The 20621-nt window shown below is 65.3% G+C and carries 15 protein-coding genes; 11 read left to right on the top strand and 4 right to left on the bottom strand.

Annotated features, from left to right (window positions below; genetic code table 11):
* Window positions 1-36: 36 nt before the first annotated feature.
* Window positions 37-717: an HAD-IA family hydrolase gene (locus CFB24_RS01800; RefSeq protein WP_088518851.1), complete on the top strand. Its 681-nt coding sequence runs from the start codon at window positions 37-39 to the stop codon at window positions 715-717.
* On the opposite strand, the gene CFB24_RS01795 is transcribed toward CFB24_RS01800, so the two are convergent.
* On the bottom strand, window positions 714-980 hold the full coding sequence (locus CFB24_RS01795) for a PepSY domain-containing protein (RefSeq protein WP_088518850.1): 267 nt from the start codon (window positions 978-980) through the stop codon (window positions 714-716). The genes CFB24_RS01800 and CFB24_RS01795 overlap by 4 nt on opposite strands.
* On the bottom strand, window positions 977-1759 hold the full coding sequence (locus tag CFB24_RS01790; RefSeq protein WP_088518849.1) for an XdhC family protein: 783 nt from the start codon (window positions 1757-1759) through the stop codon (window positions 977-979). Before CFB24_RS01790 ends, CFB24_RS01795 begins: the two co-directional genes overlap by 4 nt.
* 282 nt (window positions 1760-2041) lie before the next feature.
* Here CFB24_RS01790 and katG point away from each other — a divergent pair, with 282 nt between their 5' ends.
* The 10 genes from katG to CFB24_RS01745 all read left to right on the top strand — a co-directional run bounded on the left by katG (window position 2042) and on the right by CFB24_RS01745 (window position 17817).
* Window positions 2042-4225: a catalase/peroxidase HPI gene (gene katG, locus CFB24_RS01785; RefSeq protein WP_088519480.1), complete on the top strand. Its 2184-nt coding sequence runs from the start codon at window positions 2042-2044 to the stop codon at window positions 4223-4225.
* Between the two features lie 342 nt (window positions 4226-4567).
* Complete coding sequence (locus CFB24_RS01780; protein WP_141098316.1) at window positions 4568-5380, top strand: 2-keto-4-pentenoate hydratase; 813 nt, start codon at window positions 4568-4570, stop codon at window positions 5378-5380.
* Between the two features lie 75 nt (window positions 5381-5455).
* The gene (locus tag CFB24_RS01775; protein WP_088518847.1) at window positions 5456-6421 is read left to right on the top strand and encodes a phosphoglycerate dehydrogenase; all 966 of its coding nucleotides are present in this window, start codon (window positions 5456-5458) and stop codon (window positions 6419-6421) included.
* A 24-nt stretch (window positions 6422-6445) separates the two neighbouring features.
* Window positions 6446-7120: an acylneuraminate cytidylyltransferase family protein gene (locus tag CFB24_RS01770; protein ID WP_206605490.1), complete on the top strand. Its 675-nt coding sequence runs from the start codon at window positions 6446-6448 to the stop codon at window positions 7118-7120.
* Complete coding sequence (locus CFB24_RS01765; protein ID WP_088518846.1) at window positions 7117-8184, top strand: hypothetical protein; 1068 nt, start codon at window positions 7117-7119, stop codon at window positions 8182-8184. Before CFB24_RS01770 ends, CFB24_RS01765 begins: the two co-directional genes overlap by 4 nt.
* A gap of 56 nt (window positions 8185-8240) precedes the next feature.
* On the top strand, window positions 8241-8981 hold the full coding sequence (locus CFB24_RS22960; RefSeq protein WP_158255279.1) for a hypothetical protein: 741 nt from the start codon (window positions 8241-8243) through the stop codon (window positions 8979-8981).
* On the top strand, window positions 8978-11527 hold the full coding sequence (locus tag CFB24_RS01760; protein ID WP_111390722.1) for a glycosyltransferase: 2550 nt from the start codon (window positions 8978-8980) through the stop codon (window positions 11525-11527). Before CFB24_RS22960 ends, CFB24_RS01760 begins: the two co-directional genes overlap by 4 nt.
* Window positions 11524-16614 (top strand): glycosyltransferase, encoded by a 5091-nt coding sequence (locus CFB24_RS01755; RefSeq protein WP_088518844.1) that lies wholly within the window; start codon window positions 11524-11526, stop codon window positions 16612-16614. The genes CFB24_RS01760 and CFB24_RS01755 overlap by 4 nt, the downstream gene beginning before the upstream one ends.
* A 31-nt stretch (window positions 16615-16645) precedes the next feature.
* Entirely contained in the window at window positions 16646-17209 is a 564-nt protein-coding gene (locus tag CFB24_RS01750) for a D-sedoheptulose-7-phosphate isomerase (protein ID WP_088518843.1), read from the top strand.
* Window positions 17210-17229: 20 nt separating this feature from the next.
* Window positions 17230-17817: an acyltransferase gene (locus CFB24_RS01745; protein WP_088518842.1), complete on the top strand. Its 588-nt coding sequence runs from the start codon at window positions 17230-17232 to the stop codon at window positions 17815-17817.
* 37 nt (window positions 17818-17854) lie between these two features.
* Here the strand turns inward: CFB24_RS01745 and CFB24_RS01740 are convergent, their stop codons facing one another.
* Window positions 17855-19321 (bottom strand): radical SAM protein, encoded by a 1467-nt coding sequence (locus CFB24_RS01740; RefSeq protein ID WP_158255278.1) that lies wholly within the window; start codon window positions 19319-19321, stop codon window positions 17855-17857.
* A 112-nt stretch (window positions 19322-19433) separates the two neighbouring features.
* Window positions 19434-20570, bottom strand: a complete 1137-nt coding sequence (locus tag CFB24_RS01735) for a glycoside hydrolase family 26 protein (protein ID WP_170133765.1) — start codon at window positions 20568-20570, stop codon at window positions 19434-19436.
* Window positions 20571-20621 lie beyond the last annotated feature (51 nt).

The following is a 20621-nucleotide window of genomic DNA, read 5'->3' as shown; positions in this document are numbered from 1 at the left end:
GGGCTCACGCTGCCGCATCGTGGCGTGGGAGGCGCCATGATCAAAGCCGTGATTTTCGATGTCGATGGAACCCTGGCCGAAACCGAGGAGGTCCACCGGATCGCCTTCAACCGCGCCTTCGCCGAAGCCGGGCTGGACTGGCGTTGGGACGAGGATTTGTATCGCCGCCTGCTCAAAGTGACCGGCGGCAAGGAGCGCATCGCGCATTTTCTGGAAATCTCGGGCGGCCCCCGGCTGACGGCGGAGCAGATCGCAGCGCTGCACAAGGCCAAGACCGCCGCCTACACCGCCATGGCCGAGAGCGGCGAAATTTTGCTGCGGCCGGGCGTGGCGTCGCTTCTCGACGCCTTGACGCAGGCGGGGATTCTGCTGGCCATCGCCACCACCACCAGCCTGCCCAATATCGAGGCGCTGCTGTCGTCGGCCTTGGGCGAGAATTGGCGCGGGCGGTTTTCCGCGCTGGCGGCGGGCGACATGGTGGCGCAGAAAAAGCCGGCGCCCGATGTGTATCAGCTCGCCCTGAGCCAATTGGATCTTCCGGCGCAAGCCTGCGTCGCCATCGAGGATTCCCGCAACGGCGTGCGCGCCGCCCGGGCGGCGGGGCTGCGGACGATCGCCGTGCGCTCGGCCTATTGCGCCCAGGACGATTTGAGCGAGGCCGAGCTGGTGCTGGAGGACAGCCGCGCCCTGACGTTTGGCGTGCTGGCGACGTTCTAGTCCTTGTCGGGCCTTTCGGTCAGGATCGCGCCGGTGCTGGGATCGGCGTGGAACTCCATGCGCTGGCCGTTTTTCACGCCCTCGCCCTCCCAGCGTCCGTCGTCGGCTTCGATTTTATCGACCTGCGTGTAGCCGGTCTGGCGCAGTTTGACGATCACCTGATCGGCGGGCATCCAGTTGGCGCCGGCCTGTCCGGCGGAGGCGGGCGCGACGCCGCCAACGAGACTCGCACAAGCGGCGGCCAGGACGATGGGTCGGTTCATGTCGGACTCTCCTGTCTGTCGTCCGGCAACGAACGGCGCTCGGGAACGGTTCCGGACCCGCGCTGGCCGCGCCGCCGCAGCGCGACCATTTCCGCGACAATGGACAGCGCGATTTCCTCGGGCGTGACCGCGTCGATGTCCAGCCCGGCCGGCGCGCGAATCCGGTCCAGCGCCTCTGGCGCGAATCCCTTGCGGGCGAGCGCGCTCTTGAGGGCGGCGGCGCGGCGCGGCGGGCCGACCAGAGCGAGATAGCGGGCGGGTCGGCGCAGCATGGCTTCGAGCGCCGCGCGGTCGCCTTTTCCCTGGGTCGCGACCACCAGATAGTCGCCGCGCGCCTCCGCGAGCGGCGCCAAATCGTCCACCACGAGGTCGGCTTCGGGAAAGGCGGCGGCGTCGGCGCCCGGCGCGCCCGCCACGACAAAAAATCCCATGCGGCGCGCAAGCTCGCACACTGCGATGGCGACCGGCGAGGCGCCGGCGACCGCCACAATGGGACGCGGCAGCATCGGCTCCACAAGAACTTGCATGCCGCGCGCCGAGCGCAGGGAAATCAGGCGGGGGCGGCCGTCGCCCAACGCTTCGCGCGCCGCGCGGGCGACCGCGCCGGCGTCGCCTGTCGGCCAGGCGCCCGAAAGCGCGCCATCGGCGGCGATGACCGTTCGCGCGCCCGCCTTCGCCTTTCCGCACGCGCCGGCCCGGACCACGGTGGCCACCGCCACGGCCTCGCCGTCGGCCGGCGCGGCGCTGACGAGGTCGAGAATATCCTTCGCGACGCTCATGGCGCCCCGTCCTTATGGTTCATCGTTTCCTCCCCAACGCGCTCTGGCGGCGCGTTTTCTCTTGAAATGGCCCTGGCCGCGCCGGGCCGCCATGGCGCAAGCACAGCCTGTCGTTCAAAACTTTGTGATCGCCGGAGAAGGTATGTAATACGTGAGCTTTGCTTGTGTGCTGTTGAGAATGACTGGGCTATTATTTATATTGCCCCTGGCGCGCGCGAGGAGAAAACGAGACCTCACAAGACCGGCGGTCGCCGCCGCCATCGCGCGCAAATGGAGGAAGCCATGAATGTAGCGACGGAAAATCCGGGCGGTTGTCCCATGCATGGACGCGCCGGGCGGGGCAACAAGGAATGGTGGCCCAACCGCCTGAGTTTGCAAATGCTTTATCAGCATTCGCCGCGCTCGAATCCTATGGACAAGGCCTTTGATTATGCAAAGGAATTCAAGACGCTCGATCTCGACGCCGTGATCGCCGACCTGCGCGCGCTGATGACCGACTCCCAACCGTGGTGGCCGGCGGATTTCGGCCATTACGGCGGCTTGTTCATCCGCATGGCCTGGCACAGCGCCGGCACCTATCGCGTCGCCGACGGGCGGGGCGGGGCCGGGGGCGGCCAGCAGCGTTTCGCGCCGCTGAACTCCTGGCCGGACAACGCCAATCTCGACAAGGCGCGCCGGTTGCTTTGGCCGATCAAGCGGAAATACGGACAAAAACTGTCCTGGGCCGATTTGTTCGTGCTTACCGGCAATGTCGCGCTGGAGAGCATGGGCTTCAAGACTTTTGGGTTTGCGGGCGGGCGCGTCGACACCTGGGAGCCGGAGGAGCTGTATTGGGGGCCGGAAGGGTCATGGCTCGGCGACGAACGCTACAGCGGCGAGCGCCAGCTGCAAGGCCCGCTGGCCGCCGTGCAGATGGGCCTGATCTACGTCAATCCCGAAGGTCCCAACGGCAAGCCCGATCCGGTCGGCGCCGCCAAGGACATCCGCGAAACCTTCGCGCGCATGGCGATGAACGACGAGGAGACGGTGGCCTTGATCGCGGGCGGACACACGTTCGGCAAGACCCATGGCGCGGGCGATCCTTCGCTGATCGGCGCGGAGCCGGAAGGCGGCGAGATCGAGGACCAGGGTCTCGGCTGGCGCAGCAAGCACGGCGCGGGATTCGGCGCCGACGCCATCACCGGCGGCCCCGAGGTGATCTGGAGCCAGACGCCGACGCGCTGGAGCCAGAACTTCTTCGACAATCTGTTCAACTGGGAATGGGAGCTGACCAAAAGCCCGGCCGGCGCCTGGCAATGGGAGGCCAAGGACGCGCCCGCCGACGTGCCCGACGCCTACGATCCCAACAAAAAACATCGCCCGCGCATGTTGACCACCGATCTGGCGCTGCGGTTCGACCCCGCCTACGAGAAGATCTCGCGCGATTTTCATCAGAACCCGGAAAAGTTCGCGGATGGCTTCGCGCGCGCCTGGTTCAAGCTGACCCACCGCGATATGGGGCCTCGTCCGCGTTATCTCGGCAAGCTGGTTCCGTCGGAAATCCTGATCTGGCAGGACCCGATCCCGCCGGTCGATCACCCCCTGGTCGAGGCGCAGGACATTGCGGCGCTCAAACAGCGGGTGCTGGACTCCGGCCTGACGGTCCGGCAACTGGTTTCGACGGCCTGGGCGTCGGCCTCGACCTTCCGCGGGTCCGACAAGCGCGGCGGCGCCAATGGCGCCCGCATCCGGCTCGACCCGCAGAAGAACTGGGAGGTGAACGATCCGCCCCAGCTTGCCGAGGTGTTGCGGAAACTTGAGGCCATCAAGGCGGAATTTGACGGCGCCGCCAGCGGCGGCAAGAAGATCTCGCTGGCCGATCTGATCGTTCTCGCTGGATGCGCGGGCGTCGAAAAGGCGGCGCGCGACGCCGGCGTCGCGGTCGAGGTTCCCTTCACGCCCGGCCGCATGGACGCCTCGCAGGAGCAGACGGATCCGGTGAGCTTCGCGCCGCTGGAGCCGGCCGCCGACGGCTTCCGCAATTATTACCGTGCGGGCGTCTCGCTGATGGCGCCGGAGGAAGCCTTGGTGGACCGGGCGCAACTGCTCACCCTCACCGGGCCGCAAATGGCGGTGCTGCTCGGCGGCTTGCGCGTGCTCGACGTCAACGCCGGCGGCGCGCGGCATGGCGTCTTCACCGAAAGGCCGGGGCGGCTGACCAACGACTTTTTCGTTAACCTGCTCGACATGAGCGTGGAATGGGAGGCGACCGGCGAGAACGCCTATGCCGGCCGCGACCGCCAGACGAAGCAGCAGAAATGGACGGCGACGCGGGTCGATCTGATCTTCGGCTCGCACTCCGAACTGCGCGCCCTGGCGGAAGTCTATGGATGCGCTGACGCTTCCGAAAAATTCGTGCAGGATTTCGTGGCGGCCTGGAACAAGGTGATGATGGCTGACCGCTACGATCTCGGCCGTCACATCTGATCGGTTGTGAGGCGGCGGTTCCGCCGCCTCCATTTTCCCAAAATTTTCAAGGGCGGGTCTCCCGGCGCGAATTTGTGCGCCTAACCTCCTTGTATCCAAGGCAAAAATTGGGGCGCCAAAACAGCACGGCGGTGTTCGCCGCGCCGCCGTGACGTGTCGCCGCCGGCCTTGGCCGCTTGGCGTGCATTTGACTAATTTTTTAAATAAAACAGAAAGTTATCGTCGCGCTTGTAGGGAATTCAGACGGTTGAGTTCTCGGCGGACGTTACGTAGGCGAGAGCGTTGACCAAAGGGAAGCGGTGTCATAAAACGCACAGCTTCAGGTTGATGCTCAAGATTAAGATGAACAATCTATCGCAGCGCCTCGCGGCGTCCTTCGACACTTTGGAACCCGTCGTTCTCGAGAGCGGCAGGGTTTTTTCCTGTCGCGCCGAAGCGGAAGCCGTGTGCGAGGAGGCGAGCCGCGCGCTCGGTCTCGTGGCGGCCTGGAAGCTCGGCGCGACCACGCGCGCCGGCCGCGAAGTTTTGCGGCTCGACTCTCCATTTTTCGGTCCGCTTCCCGAACGGCGCGTGTTCGCCGATGGCGCGACGCTGACGGGCGCGGCGGCGGGGTTGCGCGGCGTCGAATGTGAATATGGCTTCAAGCTGGCGCGCGATGCGCGGCCCGACGATGCGGGTTTGAGCGATTCCGATTTCCTGACGCTGTTCGCCAGCGTTCATCCCGCGATCGAGATTCCCGGCGCGCGCTTTTCCTCGCTCGGCGCCTATGGCGGCCTGGGGCTGGTCGCGGATTTCGGCGCCGCGGGCGCGCTCGTGGTTGGCCCGGGGGCGCCGCTCGGCGATCCCGCCGCGCTCACCCGCGCGCCGGTTCGGTTGTCAATCGACGGACGCGAAGCGGCGGTCGGAAGCGCGGAAGCTCTCGATGGCGGCGCGCTTCCTCCCGTGCGCGGCTTTCTCGCCGCCGCCTTCGCGCGCGGCTACGCGCCGCGCGCCGGTCAGGTGATCGTCACCGGCAGTTGCACCGGCTACGTGATCGCCCCGCCCGGCGCGGAGGTCGTCGCGTCTTTCGACGCGCTGGGGACGGGCGTTCGTTTGCGGATGGGTTCCGACGCTTTTGAACGAAACAAATCAGGAAATCTTGAAAAAAATGCCTGAATACAAGGAGCGGGAGCCGCTTCGGCGCGCAGGGACGCGTCGGCCCGGCTCCAACGCGAGGCGGGTGTGGTGAAAATGGAGTCTTCGTCGATCGGCAGTCTGGCGGTTTTGTCACGCTCGTTTTCGCGGCATGAGATTTTGCGTCCGGAAACGCTGGCGCGCTATCCCGGCGCCGTTTTCAACGACAGCGGCCGCACCCTGGCCGGCGACGAACTGATCGCCTTCCTTGCGCCGCACGACGCCGCCATCGTCGCGCTGGAGAAATTCGACGAGGCGCTGTTTTCGGCGCTGCCGCGCCTGAAGATCATCAGCAAATATGGCGTCGGCCTCGATAATGTCGATCTTCATGCGGCGGCGCGGCGCGGCGTCAAGGTCGGCTGGCGCGGCGGCGTCAATCGCCGTTCCGTGTCGGAACTCGCGCTGTCGTTCATGATCGCCGGCCTGCGCGGCCTCGGCCATTGCCAGGCGGAAATTCTCAACGGCGTCTGGCGGCAATATGTCGGGCGCCAATTGTCCGACGTCACCGTCGGGCTGGTGGGCTTTGGCGCGGTCGGGCAGGATCTGGCCGGGCTGCTGCGGGCGTTCGGCACGCGCGTGCTCGCGCACGACATCCGCGATCTCTCGCAGGCGGCTTCGGGTCTTGGCGTCGAACTCGTCAGCCTCGACGAATTGCTGGCGCGCAGCGACGTGGTGTCGCTGCATGTGCCGCTGACGCGGCTCACCGCCGGCCTGATCGACGCCGACCGCCTCGCGCGGATGCGGCCGGGCGCGGTGCTGGTCAATACGGCGCGCGGCGGCCTGATCGACGAAGAAGCGGCGCGCGCGGCGCTGCTCGACGGACGGCTGGCGGGGCTGTGCCTCGACGTGTTCGCGGTCGAGCCGCCATCCGCCGCGCCGCTGTTCGGCACGCCGGGGTTTTTGGGGACGTCCCATATCGGCGGCAGCGCCCGCGAGGCGCAACTGGCGATGGGCCGCGCCGCCATTCAGGGCCTGTCCGAAGCGCGCGACGCGCTGGCTTTCATTCCGGACTGGCCGATCTAGGCCGCGCGTCGAAGGAGAAGAAACGTGAAATCCTTGGCGATGATTCCGGCGCGGATGGGCAGCCAGCGGCTGAAGCAGAAAAACCTCATGCCCCTGCGCGGCGAGCCGCTGATCGTCCACGCCATCCGCAAGTGCCTGCAATCCCAGGCTTTTGACGAGGTCTGGGTCAATTCCGAGCATGACGCCTTCGCCGAGATCGCGGAGCGGGAGGGCGCGCGCTTTCATCGCCGCCCCGAGGCGCTCGCCAACAATGTCGCCACCAGCGAGGATTTCGTCGCCGAGTTCCTGGAGACGCATCCCTGCGACCTGCTGTTCCAGGTCCATTCCATCGCGCCGCTGCTGACGCTGGATTGCCTCAAGGATTTCGTCCACGCCATGCAGGCGCAGGAGGTCGATGCGCTGCTGTCGGTGGTGGACGAGCCGCTCGAAGCCTTCTGCAAGGGCGAGCCGGTCAATTTCTCGCTCGAACGCAAGACCAACAGCCAGGAGCTCGATCAGATCCGGCGCATCTGCTGGGCGGTCACCGGCTGGCGGCGCGACACGTTTCTCGAAGCCGCGCGCGCCGGCCGCTGCGCCACCTATGCGGGCCGTATCGGCCTGTTCAGCGTCGGCCGCCTCGCCGGTCACGTGGTCAAGACCGCCGAGGATCTCGCCATCGCGGAGGCGCTCTACCCCCTCGCGCATGGAGCGGCGTCATGAGCGACATTCTGCTGCTCGGCGCGGCGCGGTCCGGCCTGTCGGCGACGGCGCAAAGCCTTGTCGCGGCTTGCGGCGCCGAACGCGTCGATGCGCGCGGCCTGTCGCCGCAGGCGCTCCCCGCCGCGGCGGGAAAAATCCGCCTGCTGTGCGCTGGCGACGACGCCCCGGACATCGCCCAGTTGCGGGCGGCGCCGGCCTGGCTCGACGCCTTGCCGGAGGCGCGCGCGCTGGTGGTGTGGCGCTCCGCCGTCGATTTCGTCAACAGCCGGCTGCGCGCCCGCCCGGGCGCCGACTTCATCGATCATTGCGTGCTGTGGACGCGGGCGCAGCGGGCCGCGCGCGACTTGGCGGAACGCCATGCGGGGCGTGTTCTGGCGGTCGAGCAACGCCGCCTGCTCGCCGAGCCGCAGACTGTGGCCGAGGAAATGCGCCGGTTTCTCGGCGCGCCGGAGTTCTCGGCGTCCGCCGCCGCCCGAACGCTGGCGGCGGCGCGGCCCGGCCGCAGCGCGGCCATGATGGGCGCCGCCGTGGACAATCCGGCGCAGACCGGCTGGTCCATGGCCGAGGTCGAACTTTTTCTGTCGATCTGCGGGGCGGAGAGCCATCCCGGCGAGAGCGCCGCGCTGCTGCGCGCCGCCGAGTCGCGGCGTCCGATCGACCTTCGGCAGGCTTTGCTGGACCGCGCCAGCCCGCAGGGCGTGCGGATCGAGCCGGCCGAAGCGCGCGGCGGGGCGGCCGTGGTGCGCTTCCCCCGCCGGAGCGACGCGGCGTCCGCGCAGCCGGAGGCGTTGCGGCTGTTCTCCATTGAGGCGGGCGGCCGCCGCATGGCGCGTCTGTGTTTGAAGGCGCTGGAGGGCGAGGGCGAGGCGCAGTTCGAAATCGTCGAAAGCCTCACCCGCAAGCCGCTGTGCGTCGAGAGACTGGCGCTGTCCGGCGGCGCCGAATTGAATCTGGCGCGGCTGCTGCCGCCGCATGGCGGCCTGATCGACCTGACCATCGCGCGGGCGGTTCATGACGGCGGCGGCGCGTTCGCCATCGAACGCGCCAGCCTGTCAACCGCCTGAAAATTTCGCGCCGGAGAATTTCGCGCCGACCTCGCACAAAGGCTTCCGAGACTCATATGACCACCAGCGATTTCAAAAGCATCATTGAAGCTTTGCGGACGGCGTCCTTGCGGCGTCTCGACCTGTCCGACGATTTCGGCGCTTCGTCCTTGCTGTATCGGCGGCTGGAGCGGGCGGCGCTGGAGAGCTACCAGGATGAGATCAGCGGTCTGAGCGGGCCGGACGGGCTGCAATGGCTGATGCGGCGCATGGCCCGCATCGAGGCGAGCCTCGCGGTTCTTCAGGCGGCGCTGTTGGGCGGGGACGCGGCCCCCGCCGCGACGCCCGAAGCGGCGGCGGCCGGCGTCGAGTCCGAGGTTGTGTTCGAGCCGCGCGCGGTTTCGGTCGATATGGACGAAAATGTCGTCCAAACAGGGTTTTACCACCACGAGAACCTGCCGAGCGGCCGGTCGTTCCGCTGGCTGGGTCCCGATCCGCTCGCCAGCGTCTATCTGCCGCGCATTGACGGGCCGGTCCGCGTCGTCATCCGCGCCATGAAAGCCTTCGACGGCGTGCCGCTCGACGAAACGCGGGTCTGCGTCGATGGCGGCGAATGGACCGGCGTCGTCGCCGAACGCGACGACGGCGTCCTCAAGCTGACCGCGACGCCCCGGCGCGGCGCCGCGCCGGCGACTTCGACCACGCGGGTCGATATCGACTGCATCAGGACGGCCAGCCCCGAGGGCGGCGACACGCGCCTGCTCGGGATCGCCATTTACGGCGTCGATCTCGAGCAGATGGAGAACGGCGAGGCATGAGCAGGCCGCCCCGGATCGCCTATCTCACGCCCAACGCGATCTATCCGATCAATCGCGGCGGCCGGATTCGCGCCCATCATCTGTGGCGCGCGATGAGCGCCTTCGCCGATGTGACGCCCATCGTCATCGGCGACGCGCCGCCGCCGGCCTGGCGCGGCATGATCCGGCTGGCCTCGGGCCGTTTTTATCCGCGCCGCCGCTATCGCCGCGAGGATTTCGCGCGGGCGCTGGCGAGCGAGGGCAAGATCGCCACACCCGGCCTGTGGGAGGCGCTCGGGGAAGACAATCTGGGATCGCTGGCCGCGCAATTGACGACGCCGGACGCCCTGATGCGGCACGGCCTCAATCCGGCTCGGATCGAACGGCTGCTGGCGGAATTGCGGCGGATTCGGCCCGATCTCGTCTATCTCTGCGACACGACGCTGGCGATTCTGGCACCGCATGTCCGGGCGCTCGGCGTGCCCGTCGTCGCCGGCCCGCACAATTACGACAGCGCGCTCTACGCCTCGATGTCGGCCAATGCACCGAACGAACGCCTGCGCCAGTGGAATGCGCTGGCCGCTCAGGCGTTCGACGCGGCGGAGCGGCTGATGGCGCCGCATGTGACGCAGCTCTGGGTCTGCTCGCACGAGGATGCGACGCGTTTCGCCGAGGCCGGTCTGGCCGCGCCCGAAAACATCCGGCTGATCCCCAACGTCTACGATCTCGGCGCGCCGACGCCGCCGCCGGAGGGCGCGCGCGATCTGGTGTTCATCGGTCAGGCCAATTATTACCCCAACGAGGACGCCATCCGCCGCCTGTTCGAGATCAGCCGCGAACTCGACAGGAAGAAAGTGGCGCATCGCATGCGCATCGTCGGCCGGATCGGCGACGACGTCCGGCGCGCGGCGGCCTCCTCGCCTTCGGTCGATATTGTCGGCGAGGTCGATTCCGTCCTGCCCTATATCGAATCCGCCGCCGTCGCGCCGATCGCCCTGACCTTGGGCGGCGGCACGCGTCTCAAGATTCTCGAAGCCCTTTCGCGCGCGAGACCCGTGCTGTCCACGCCGATTGGCATTGAGGGGATCGAGGCCGAAAATGGCGTCAGCGCCGTCATCGAGCCGGACCTGGCGCTGTTTCCCGAGCGGATCGCCGAATTGCTCGGAGATCCTGACCGCGCCGCCCGGATCGGGCTGGCGGGCTGGGAACTGGCGCGCGAACGCTACAGCCACGAGGCCCTGCTGGAGCAGGTCGGCGCGGCCTTGCGCGATCTCGGCCTCGTTCAGGGCGGCCCGACCGCGCGGGCGCTGGCGCGCAATCTCGGCGCGAAAGTCGTCAAGGAAACCGCGCTCTACCATCCCGCCACCCGCCTGCTCGACTGGCGCGTCGAATGGAGCGCGGCGGTGGATCACACCAATATTTCCGCGCATTTCGCCGCGACGGGCGCGGAGCCGATGGCCAACGCCTTCGTTCAGGTCAAGCGGCGGTCGCCCGGCCGTGTTCTGCTCGAAGCCACTGCGATCCTGCCGGCGCATGTCGAGCCGTCCGAGGCGCGCATCGCTGTGCGCGCCTGGGGCCGCGACGTCGACGTCACCCCGCCGCCCGCCGATCCGGTGGAGGAGAAGGCCGGCCTGCTGACGCTCGACAAGCGCGGCGAGGGGCTGGAAGCTCAGGCGTGGTCGCTCGACGGCGACGCCGCCTTTTCGCCCGATGACGCCGAGGTCGAGACGCTCGGCCGTTCCGACAGCGCCGGCGTGACGCTGCTGCGCGCGCGTTTTCCCGGCGCGAGGGCGTCGGTTGGCGTCAGCCCCGCTGAGGGCGCCGGGCAGGCGTTCAACTTCCTGGCCGAATGGATCGGCGCGCAGGCGCCGACATCGGCGCGGCTGCGGCGGCTGAAGGACAAGCACAAGGGCGAGACCGCCTGGCTGATCGGCAACGGGCCGTCGGTGCGGATCGAGGATCTCGACCGGCTCGCGGGACGGCTGACGTTCTGCTTCAACCGCTTTCATCTCGCCCATGACAAGACCCGGCTGCGCGCCGCCTATACGCTGACCGGCGACAAGCAGATGATCGAGGATTTCGGCCAGCAGATCGTCGATGACAGCGGCGGACAGGTGTTCGTCGCCCATCATTCGGCGCCGGATCTGGTCGGCGATTATATCTGGCTGCGGCAGGCCTCCGTCTTTCCGCCGCTGTTTTCGCGCGATCCCGGTCTGGTGCTGTCGCCGGGCGGATCGACGCCGTTCGTGGCCATGCAGCTCGCCTGGTACATGGGCGTGCGCAAGTTCAACTTCTACGGCGCCGATTTCTCCTTCCGTTTCGATCCCGGCCCGGCCGGCGGCGACGCCTTCCGCTGCGCACGCGGCGAGGGCAACCATTTCATCGCCAATTATCGCGCGGGAAAACCGTGGTGTCCGCCCAGCCTGCGCGACATCGGCAAGGCGTTCTACGCCGCGCGCCTGCTGGCGGAGGCCGAGGGCGGCTTCATCCACAATGTCACGCGCGGCGGCGCGCTGGAAATCTTTGAACGCGAGGATTTCGACCGCGCCCTGGAGAGCGACCGATGAACGTGAACGCAAGGCCCGAGCGCGCTTTTTCCGACTGCGCGGCGCAGATCGCGCCCGGCGAGGCGCGGCGGGTGGCGGTGATCGGCACCAACGATCCGCGCAATGTGTCGGGCGGGCGCTATCATGCGCTGATGCTGGCTTTCGCCGTGGCGGCCATCGGCTGGGACGCGCATCTCGTCACCGACCACACGCCGGGGTTCTTCGCCGATTTCGAGCCGTTGAGCGCGGCGCCGGTCACGGTCCACCTCACCCGCGACTTTTCCTCGGGGCTGCCCGATGAAAAGTTCGATTGGGTGATCGTGATCCCCACCGGCATTTTCCTGCCGGACTATTACGAATCCTGCCTGGATTTCGCGGCGCGCTCCGGCGCGCGGCTGGCGCTGGTCAATTTCGAATCGGGCGACTGGTTCAACGCGCTCGCGCCCGAACCGCGCGATCCCCGCCTGTGGGATTATTGGCGCCGCCTGCTCGCCAGCGGCGGGCTGGTGCTGTCCTCCGCGCGGGAATCCGACCGTTGGGCGCGCGGTTTTTACCAGCGCATCGAGGGCGATCTGCGCTTCGAGGTCTGGCAGCCGCCGGTCAATTCCGTGGCGGCGCGGCGGTTCGACGCCATCGAGAAGGATGGCTCGCTGGTGGCTTTCGTCCGGCCGCAGGACGGCCACAAGGGCGCGGGGCTGCTGACCAAGCTCGACCCGGCGCTGCTCGCCGGCCGCACCCTGCATCTGGTGTCCGGGCGCGATCTCCCCGACGACTTCCGTCAGGCGATTGACGACACGATGGCGCGCGCCAAAAACGCCCGCGCGGCGTTTCACTGCCGCGTCAGCGACAACCACAAGTTCCGGCTGCTGTCGGCGGCCCAGGCGGTGCTGTTTCCCAGCCGGTTCGAAGGCTATGGCTATCCGCCGGTCGAGGCGGCCTACGCCGGCGCCGAATCCGTGGCGTTTCCCCTTGCGGTGCTGAAGGAGACCGTGGGCGCCGTCGCGCATTTCGCGCCGACCGCCGATCTCGCCGGCTTCGAAACCGCATTGGCCGCCGCGCTGGCCGCGCCGGAGCGCCGCCAGGCTTTGCGGCGCGCCGTGTTCGGCATCGCCGATTTCCATCATTGCGCGTGGCGGTTGGGCGATATCCTGCTGCGCAGCGCCGACCGCGTGGCGTTGCCGCCGGCGCGGCGTTTCCGCGTCGCCGTCGGCCCGTTCCAGCGCACGCCGCCGCTGCCGCCGCAACTGGTGCGGCGCGACGCCCCGGTGGCGCCGTTCCCGCCCACCATCGTTTCGGCGGTGGCGACCACGGCGGGCGAAGCCCTGATCACCGGTCGCGCCTGGCTGGCGGAGGGCCTGCGCCGCATCGAGGCCACCGTGGTCCAAAGTGACCTGAAGCTGCCGGTCGCCTGGGAAGCGGCGGGCGAAGCGCGCGACGGCTTGCGCGAAATCCGCTTCTACCTGCTGGCGCCGAAGGAGATCGCCGGTCGCCGCATCGCGCTGTCGGTTCTCGACGCCGACGGATCTGTATGCGAACTGATTGAAATGCAGGTCGACCGCATCGCGCCGGCCAATCCGCTTCGCCCGATCATGCTGGGCGTCAGCGAGAACGCGGTCGAGCAGGATTCGCGCCGGCTGCGCGGCTGGGTTCTGGCGCGGGATCAGGCGACCTCGCTTTATCTCGCCGCCGATGGCGCGCAATGGAGCAAGATCGCCGTCGAGGGCCGGCGCAACGACATCGCCGCCAAATATCCGGCCTATGCGACCGCGCTGTGCGAATTCCGCGCCGAAACGAGCGCGAAGCCGGAGCCGGACCGCGATCGCGCCCTGCTGATTTGCCTCGCGGGCGGCGCCAAGGCGGGCCGCGCCATTGACGCGATGACCGGCTGGCCGCCGGCCCCAAAACCATGGTTCGCGGCCAACGCCGTCGCGCAAGCCCAGGCGCAAGCGCCGGCGGCGGCTCCGTCGGCGCCGCGCCAGACCGCGCGGCCAGGGCCGCGGCGTCCGAAAATTGGCGAGGTCGAACTGGTCAACCAGACCGATCCGAACTGGCGCGGCGGCGTCGCGCGGACGGGCGGGCGCGAAAAGCTCGGCGCCGTGCTGATCCGCAAGGGCGGCGCCGCCGAGCGGATCGCGCCCGGCGTCGTGCTGCGCTTCGCCAATGGCGCCGCCCGGCGCGTGACGCGCGTCGAAGCGAAGGACCATCATGTGCTGGCGGAGCTCGACGGCTTCCTCGCCCCGAGCGGCGCGCAGCACCCGGCCAAGGTCGCCGTGCATGAGGCGCTGTGGAGCCCGCGCGCCGAGCGCAGCTTCATCCTGCACGATTTCAGCGACCGCCGCTGGCGGCGCGGCGTGTGGAACGTCAACAACGAGCGGTTCCGGCGCGGCTTTTCGATCAAGACCGCGCTCGCGCGCGAACTCGGCCTGGAGGTCGGCGCCCGGTTGCGCTTCGCCGCCAGCGGATGGCGCGTCATCGTCGAGATCGACGGCAACGAGCGCGATTCCCGCGTCTGGCTCGACGATGTGATCAAGCCGTTCGGCGACGGCGCGCCCAACCCGATCCAGCTGGCGGCCGCGCCGGCCGAGCGCCCCGGCTTCGCGCTCGACCCGACCCGCGCCGCCGAAGGCTGGCCGGGCGGCGTTCTCGCCGCTCCCAAGGCGGGCGATCCCGTCGGCCGCACCCTGCTGGTCGTGGCCGGACCCGACGACATCCGGCGCGGCGACCTGCTGGAATGTGGCGACGAGGTCGTGCGCGTCCTTTCGGCGGCGCCCGACGGCGCGGCGCTGCGCGTCGTGCTCGACCGGACGATCCAGCCGTGCGGCCGCGTCTGCGTCGCTGACGAATGCGATTACCCGGATGGCGCCTCGCCGTCCTATCTGTTCCCGGACAGCGAACTGCCGGCGAAAGATCCGCTGTTCCGCACCCTCGGCCAGGAGGCCGCGCGGCGCGGGGCGGCTCTGCCTGCCTCGCGGCCGCAGATCTCGCCGCAGCGCCGGGCGCTGGTGCTTTCCTCGGTCGCCCCCTGTCCCGCCAATCAGGGCAACCGGGTGGTCACCCGCAATCTGATCCGCCGCCTGATCGGCCTCGGCTATCATTGCGACGTGCTGGTGCAGAACTGGGTGGACGCCGCCGCCACGGCGGAGGAATTCGGATCGGCCGCGCGGTTTTTCGTTTCCAGCTATCCCGAATGGGACAAGTCGCCCGCCGCCGCCAAGCGCCGCGAAATCGCCGCGGCGGCGCAAAGCCTGCAAGGCCTGGACCAGCGGATCGGCGAAGCCTTGCAGTTCGAGGCCGACACCTATCACCCGTTTTTCAACGTGCGCGACGAAACCGTCGATCTGGCGCGCACGCTTTACGCGCAGCACGCCTATGACGTCGTCGTGTGCAACTACACCCACATGATGCGCGTCGCCGCCGAATTGAACGCGCTGCGCCCGCTGCCGCCGACGGCGGTTCTGACCCATGACGCGCTGTCGCGCCTGCCGCGCAGCCATGCGGGGGTGAAGCTCGACCTCGGCTGCCGCGCCGCCTCGCCGGAACTGGAGCGCGACGCCCTCAACAGCGTGCGCGACGCCGTGATCGTCGCCATCTCCCGCAGCGAGGCCGATTATTTCCGCGAGATCGGCGTCCAGAACCCGATTGTGGTGACCGAATATGACGCCGCCGAGGAAATGGCGCCGCATCGCGTCGCCGAGGTCGCCTTCTCCCGGCGCACGCTGATTTTCCACGGCAGCGCCAATCCGATGAATGTCGCCGGCATGAGCTGGTTCTTTGACGAATGCTGGAGCGAGATCGTCGCCGCCGTGCCCGACGCCAAGCTGGTGGTGTGCGGCGGCATTGGCGCGGTGTGGCGGCCGGAGGACGAGCGGATCGAAATCTTCAAGGAGCTGCCGCGCGACGCCATGCTGGCCAAATGTGCGGCGGCGAGCGTGGCGATCAACCCCTGCGTCGCCGGCACGGGCCTGAAGATCAAGACCGTCGAGACCGTCTGCCTCGGCCTGCCGGCGGTGTGCCTGCCGACCGCCGTGGACGGGCTGGAGGACGACGCGCCCGAATTCGCGCGCATCGCGGCGGACAGCGCCGGGTTTGTCGCCGGCTGCGTCGAACTGCTCACCAATTTCGAGAGTTGGGCGCGGCTGCACAAGGGCGCGCTGGCGACGGCGGAACGGCGGTTTTCGGCCGAAGCGGTTTATGCCGCCCTCGACGACGCCATGGGCTGGCGCGCGCCGCCGCCGGTCGTCGCCGCCCCCGCGCCGGCCGAGGACACGCTGGAGGAGGTGGAGAATCCCATCGCGCGCCTCGAAGCCGATTCCAATGACGCGGCGGCGCAGTTCAGCCTCGGCGTGCGCATGTCCGGGACGGGGCAGGGCGATCTTGGCTGGCCGATGGTCGAGAAGATCGCCGAGGCGCGGCGCGGCGACTGGCGCGTTTTTTCGCGCGCGGCGGAAGTGGCCTTGACCCGCAAGGAGAATTGGCGCGCCGCCTGTTACGCCGGCGCCGTCACGGCGCAGCGCCCGACTTTGGCCGCCGGTTACGCCCTGATGGCGCGCGCCCTGACCGCGCTGGGCCAGAAGGAGGAGGCGCTGACCGCCCTGCAGCACGGCCTGCTCGCCTGTCCGGGCGACGCGCCGCTGAAAACGTCGCTGGTCGAGCTGCTCGCCGCCGACCGCCCGGACGCGGCGGCGCGCTGGCGCGCCATCGAGAGTCAGCCGAACGAACTCGGCGCCTATATCGTCTGCGACGCCCGCCGGGGGGCGCTGATCCACAGCGGTTTCGCGGTGGAGAGCGACGGCGCCCTGGCCTTGCGCTCGGGAACCGGCGCGCTGCTAATGGCGGCGCCGCATCGCGAGTCGCGCCGCATCCGCCTCGCGCTCGACCTCGATCGCACGGAGAACGCCCGCGACATCGTGCTGCGGGCGCATCTGGAGCACGAAAAGGCCGAGGTCACGCTGCGCGCCGACGGCCCGCGCATCCAGACCGTGACGCTCGCGGCGGATTTCTCCGTCTTTGCATCGGGCTTCGCCCAGTTCGGCCTCGGCATCGCCGGCGACGCCCCGCTGTCGGCGCCGCTGCGGCTGATCGGCTTTCTGATCGAAGCCGCTCCATGAGCGGCGGCGTACTTGCAAGAGGTTTGTTTCGATGACATGGACGCCCTGGCTGAGCGATTACTTCCACCGCTACAAGACCGCGCTGGCCGACGAGACGCCGGTGGCCAAGCTGGTCGCCTTTCACGATCTGGCGGCGGAGACGCGGGCGGCGGGGCGCAAGCTGATGTTCGCCGGCAACGGCGCCAGCGCCTCGATCGCCTCGCATTGCGCGGTGGATTTCACCAAGCAGGGGCGGGTGCGGTCGGTGGATTTCAACGAGCCGAACCTGCTCACCTGTTTTTCCAACGATTATGGCTTCGAGAACGCGCTGGCCAAGGCGGTGGAGTTTTACGCCGACCCGGGCGACGTTCTGGTGCTGATTTCGGTGTCGGGCCGCTCGCCGAATGTGGTGAAGGCGGCGGAATGCGCGCGGGAGCGGGGCCTCAAGGTGGTGAGCTTCACCGGCTCGGCGCCCGAAAACCCGCTGCGCGGCCTGTCCGACCTGGATTTCTGGCTCAACTCCAAAGCGTATAACGTGGTGGAATGTATCCACATGATGTGGCTGATGGCCGTGGTGGATATGCTGGTGGGTAAGGCGGAATATGCGGTGGCGTAGTTTATCTTAGGAAATAGCAGATGCCGATTGTTTTCAACGGAAGCCTCGACAAAAATAAATGTGAAGTTCAGGGCGATGTAGCGGGTAACGCCGTCGTCAACTTTGCGTCTGAGAATTGTGAGCTTTTTATCGGTCCCGACTGCCGGCTCGATGGTTTTGAGATTAATTTTCAGCGCCCGAACCAGAAAGTATTCATTTCTGGTCAGAATGCCCTGCGCGGTCAGATTCATCTGACGGCGCCAAATACCAAGGTGACAATTGGGGCGCGCACGCGCACGAACTCGTATATATGGATGAATCTCGCAGAACGGGACACGCAAGTCGCGATAGGCGCCGATTGTCTGCTTGCGTCTGTGCGCTTTCGCACGTCCGACTCTCACAAGATCATTGATATCGCCACAAACGAGCGGCTCAACCCACCCGGCGACATCATTGTTGAAGATGGCGTGTGGATCGCAGAGGACGTTTTGATGTTAAAGGGGGCTACCGTGGGCCGGGGTAGCATTATTGGTGCCCGATCTACGGTAACAAGCACCGTTCCCGCGCAATGCCTCGCTGTGGGGTCTCCTGCAAGAGTTTTGAGAACTGGTGTTAAGTGGGTTGAGTAACTCCCTGCAAATGAATGGAGCTACTCAACCGCTTTTCTTATTGGTAAAGAGTTAGGTTTCCGCGAGACACAATTTCTCTGCTCATTTCTTCTGATTCTAATATTTCCAGAAACCTTTCATAGAGTGGGTGGAACTTACTTCCAATAAATTCCGCAGAAAACTCTTCCGCGGAAAAAGTTCCCCAATTCCGGATCATGTTGAATTCAACACGATCCACGCCATAGTATTCTGCCATGCGAACGAATGCCGGCATCTCTTCGAAATTCAAAGCCTGCGCGACAAATGAAAAGGCAAGCTGCTTGATCTCGCCGGCTTTTCTGAGGTTCGATATGAACTTTAGATTTCGCAGCAAACGATCGAAACTTCCTCCTCGCCGGACAACCGCATATGTCTCGGCCTTAGCGGCGTCAATTGATATCTCCACATTTCGAACCATTCCATGCAAGCTCAACTCGGCCCAAGCGCGCTCGTCAAACAGTTGGCCATTTGTATGCAGGTCGACTTGCAAATGCGGATATTTGTCTCGATTCAAAATCTTTAATAGTGCCCTAAAATGATTGCTGCCGAAAGGGTCGCCCGAGCCGGTTATATTTATTAGACGTGCATTGCTCAAAATAGGAATTATTGATTCCTCTAAGAATATATTCAGAGCAGTCTGCTCCTCCTTTTTTGCAATGATAAAGTCTTTTCGGCAGGAGGGGCACGCCAGATTGCAAGAGCGATCGTGCGACAAAACTAGCACCTTGGGAAGTGCTAAATCTTGCTCTTCTGGCTCTTGCTTGCCCCCTTTGATTTTTATCGAATGTGCTGAATGAGATTTAGCTAAATTCAGTGTGCGGTTTGAGATTCTTCCGCAATGCAGGCGGCTACAGTAGCGGAACGAGCCGTCCAATATCGATTCCCGCAACAATTGTGCGGCATCGCCTGCCCAGATTCTTTCCGCCGTTTCTTTTTTTAGGTTACCAATTGGGACTGGTAAGTAAGAAGGACAGCAAACAAATATATTACCATCAGGTACGGTCTCGAAATGTTCAAACGGGTACGCACAAAAATGCTCAGCCAAATAAGCATCAAGTTCCTTAGGATTTTGGGCCGATGGATCGGCCCAAAAACGTATGTCCATAAAAACTCTCTGCGAATGAAGATCAGTCTGGTGCAAAGCCATTGCACGATTGATTGCCGACAATGCCTCCTCTTTGAGACCGGCGGCTTTATATTCCAGAGCTAGTGCAACGAATACTGCAGGGTCAGTCGACGCGCTGCTGCTATGCATTTGCAAAAACGAAAGCCTGTCAAAGCTGGGGTTTGCAGCCTCTTCCTGATCCAGCCACGCGATGATTGCATCGGTGCGGAATTTTCTATCGAATCCACGAAACTTGTTTGCTTCCGCCAGACAAGGCGGCAAAGGGTCGTGAGCTTTGTGGATTGAGGCATTTAAACGCCGCTGCTGTTCTGAGAAATTTGCAGTCGTTGCGGCCGAATTGACGACGGGATTATCAGTCATTCTCATGTCAAGCGACGCTGCTTGCCTCCAGAGTACTAATGGGTGTCACGCTCAATTGAGCAAGAAATGGATCATAGGTTTCAAACGAAGCGTTTGCAACGCTAAACGAGCTTCAATGCTTTTTCCATGTTATGTTACCAACAGAGAGGACGTCGCTTCTTGTCAGCAGCTCCTCGCAATTCCTGTTTTGTATGATTGCTTGCGGAGAATGCGTGCCATGCCATGCCATGAAATAAGAAAAGCGTGGAAATCTCTCTCTCAATCGAATGATCCTAAGGAAATCGTATTGATGTGTGGTGGAGGGGTTGCTGGAAAACGAATCGAGCGGTCCGAACTCGGCGATGGCGATAGGCTTGCCTGCGGCTATGAGGGTAGAAAAATCTACCGGCTTTTCGCGCTCGTCTTCATAATAGTCGAGACCAACAATATCATAGAATTGCGGCCCCGGAGCGAAGCGCATTATGTTCTGTTGCTGCGAGTCATTCCTGTTTGGACTAAATACCCATAATAGGTTGTTGAGGTGTTTTTCATTCGTGAAATAATTGAACATATCGCGCCAGAGTGTGACAAACTCCTCATTTGAGGGGTGCGCGTTGGCGCCATGGTCACCCCACCAGAACCAATTGCCGTTCTGTTCATGAAGAGGCCGAAACAAAACGATCACACCGTTATCTTGCAGTAACTTCAAACCAACAGCAACGTCGTCGAGCATTTTGCGCCATGTCGCGTAAAGAGCGCTTCTCGGCGTATAAAGGTCGGAAAAATTCCCAAGGATTCTCACGTCGTGCGCTCCGCCGCCTGTCCATGGATTTGGGGCGTGCCACATTACAGAAATCAAACCACCTGCGCGCCAATGTTGGGTCAGTATGTCCACATCGATTCGATAATCAGGTGGAGATCCATCACAATTCATAAGAGGACTCTTATGGCCGGACATAAGAGGGTTATCGATTGAGCAACCCGTTAACCTGCCGAAATTGACTCCCGCCACGCCAATGGTCTTGCCTGTTTGTGCGCGCAGTTTTTCAACATAATTTCGGTAGCCAGCTGACATATTGTCGTCTGGACCGTTGCCAAATCCCTCGATGGAGCCCAGCATCTGGCCTGAGATAATTGGATGATCCGAACGAAAAGGTAAGTCGGCCAAAAATGCTAAAAGATGGCGTGCATCTGTTGTGGCGTTCGGATTCGCTGTCTGTGCGCTCGCCATTGAGCCAGATACGACGATGCCAAAGATCACCGGAAGCATCTGAGCGATCAATAATTGTATCAGTGCGGCGCAGTTCGCCTTAGAACGCCG

It is taken from the genome of Rhodoblastus acidophilus, from assembly GCF_900187365.1.
GTDB lineage: Bacteria > Pseudomonadota > Alphaproteobacteria > Rhizobiales > Beijerinckiaceae > Rhodoblastus > Rhodoblastus acidophilus.
The sequence above is the reverse complement of the archived record's forward strand: the minus strand, read 5'-3'. Positions and strand labels throughout refer to the sequence as shown.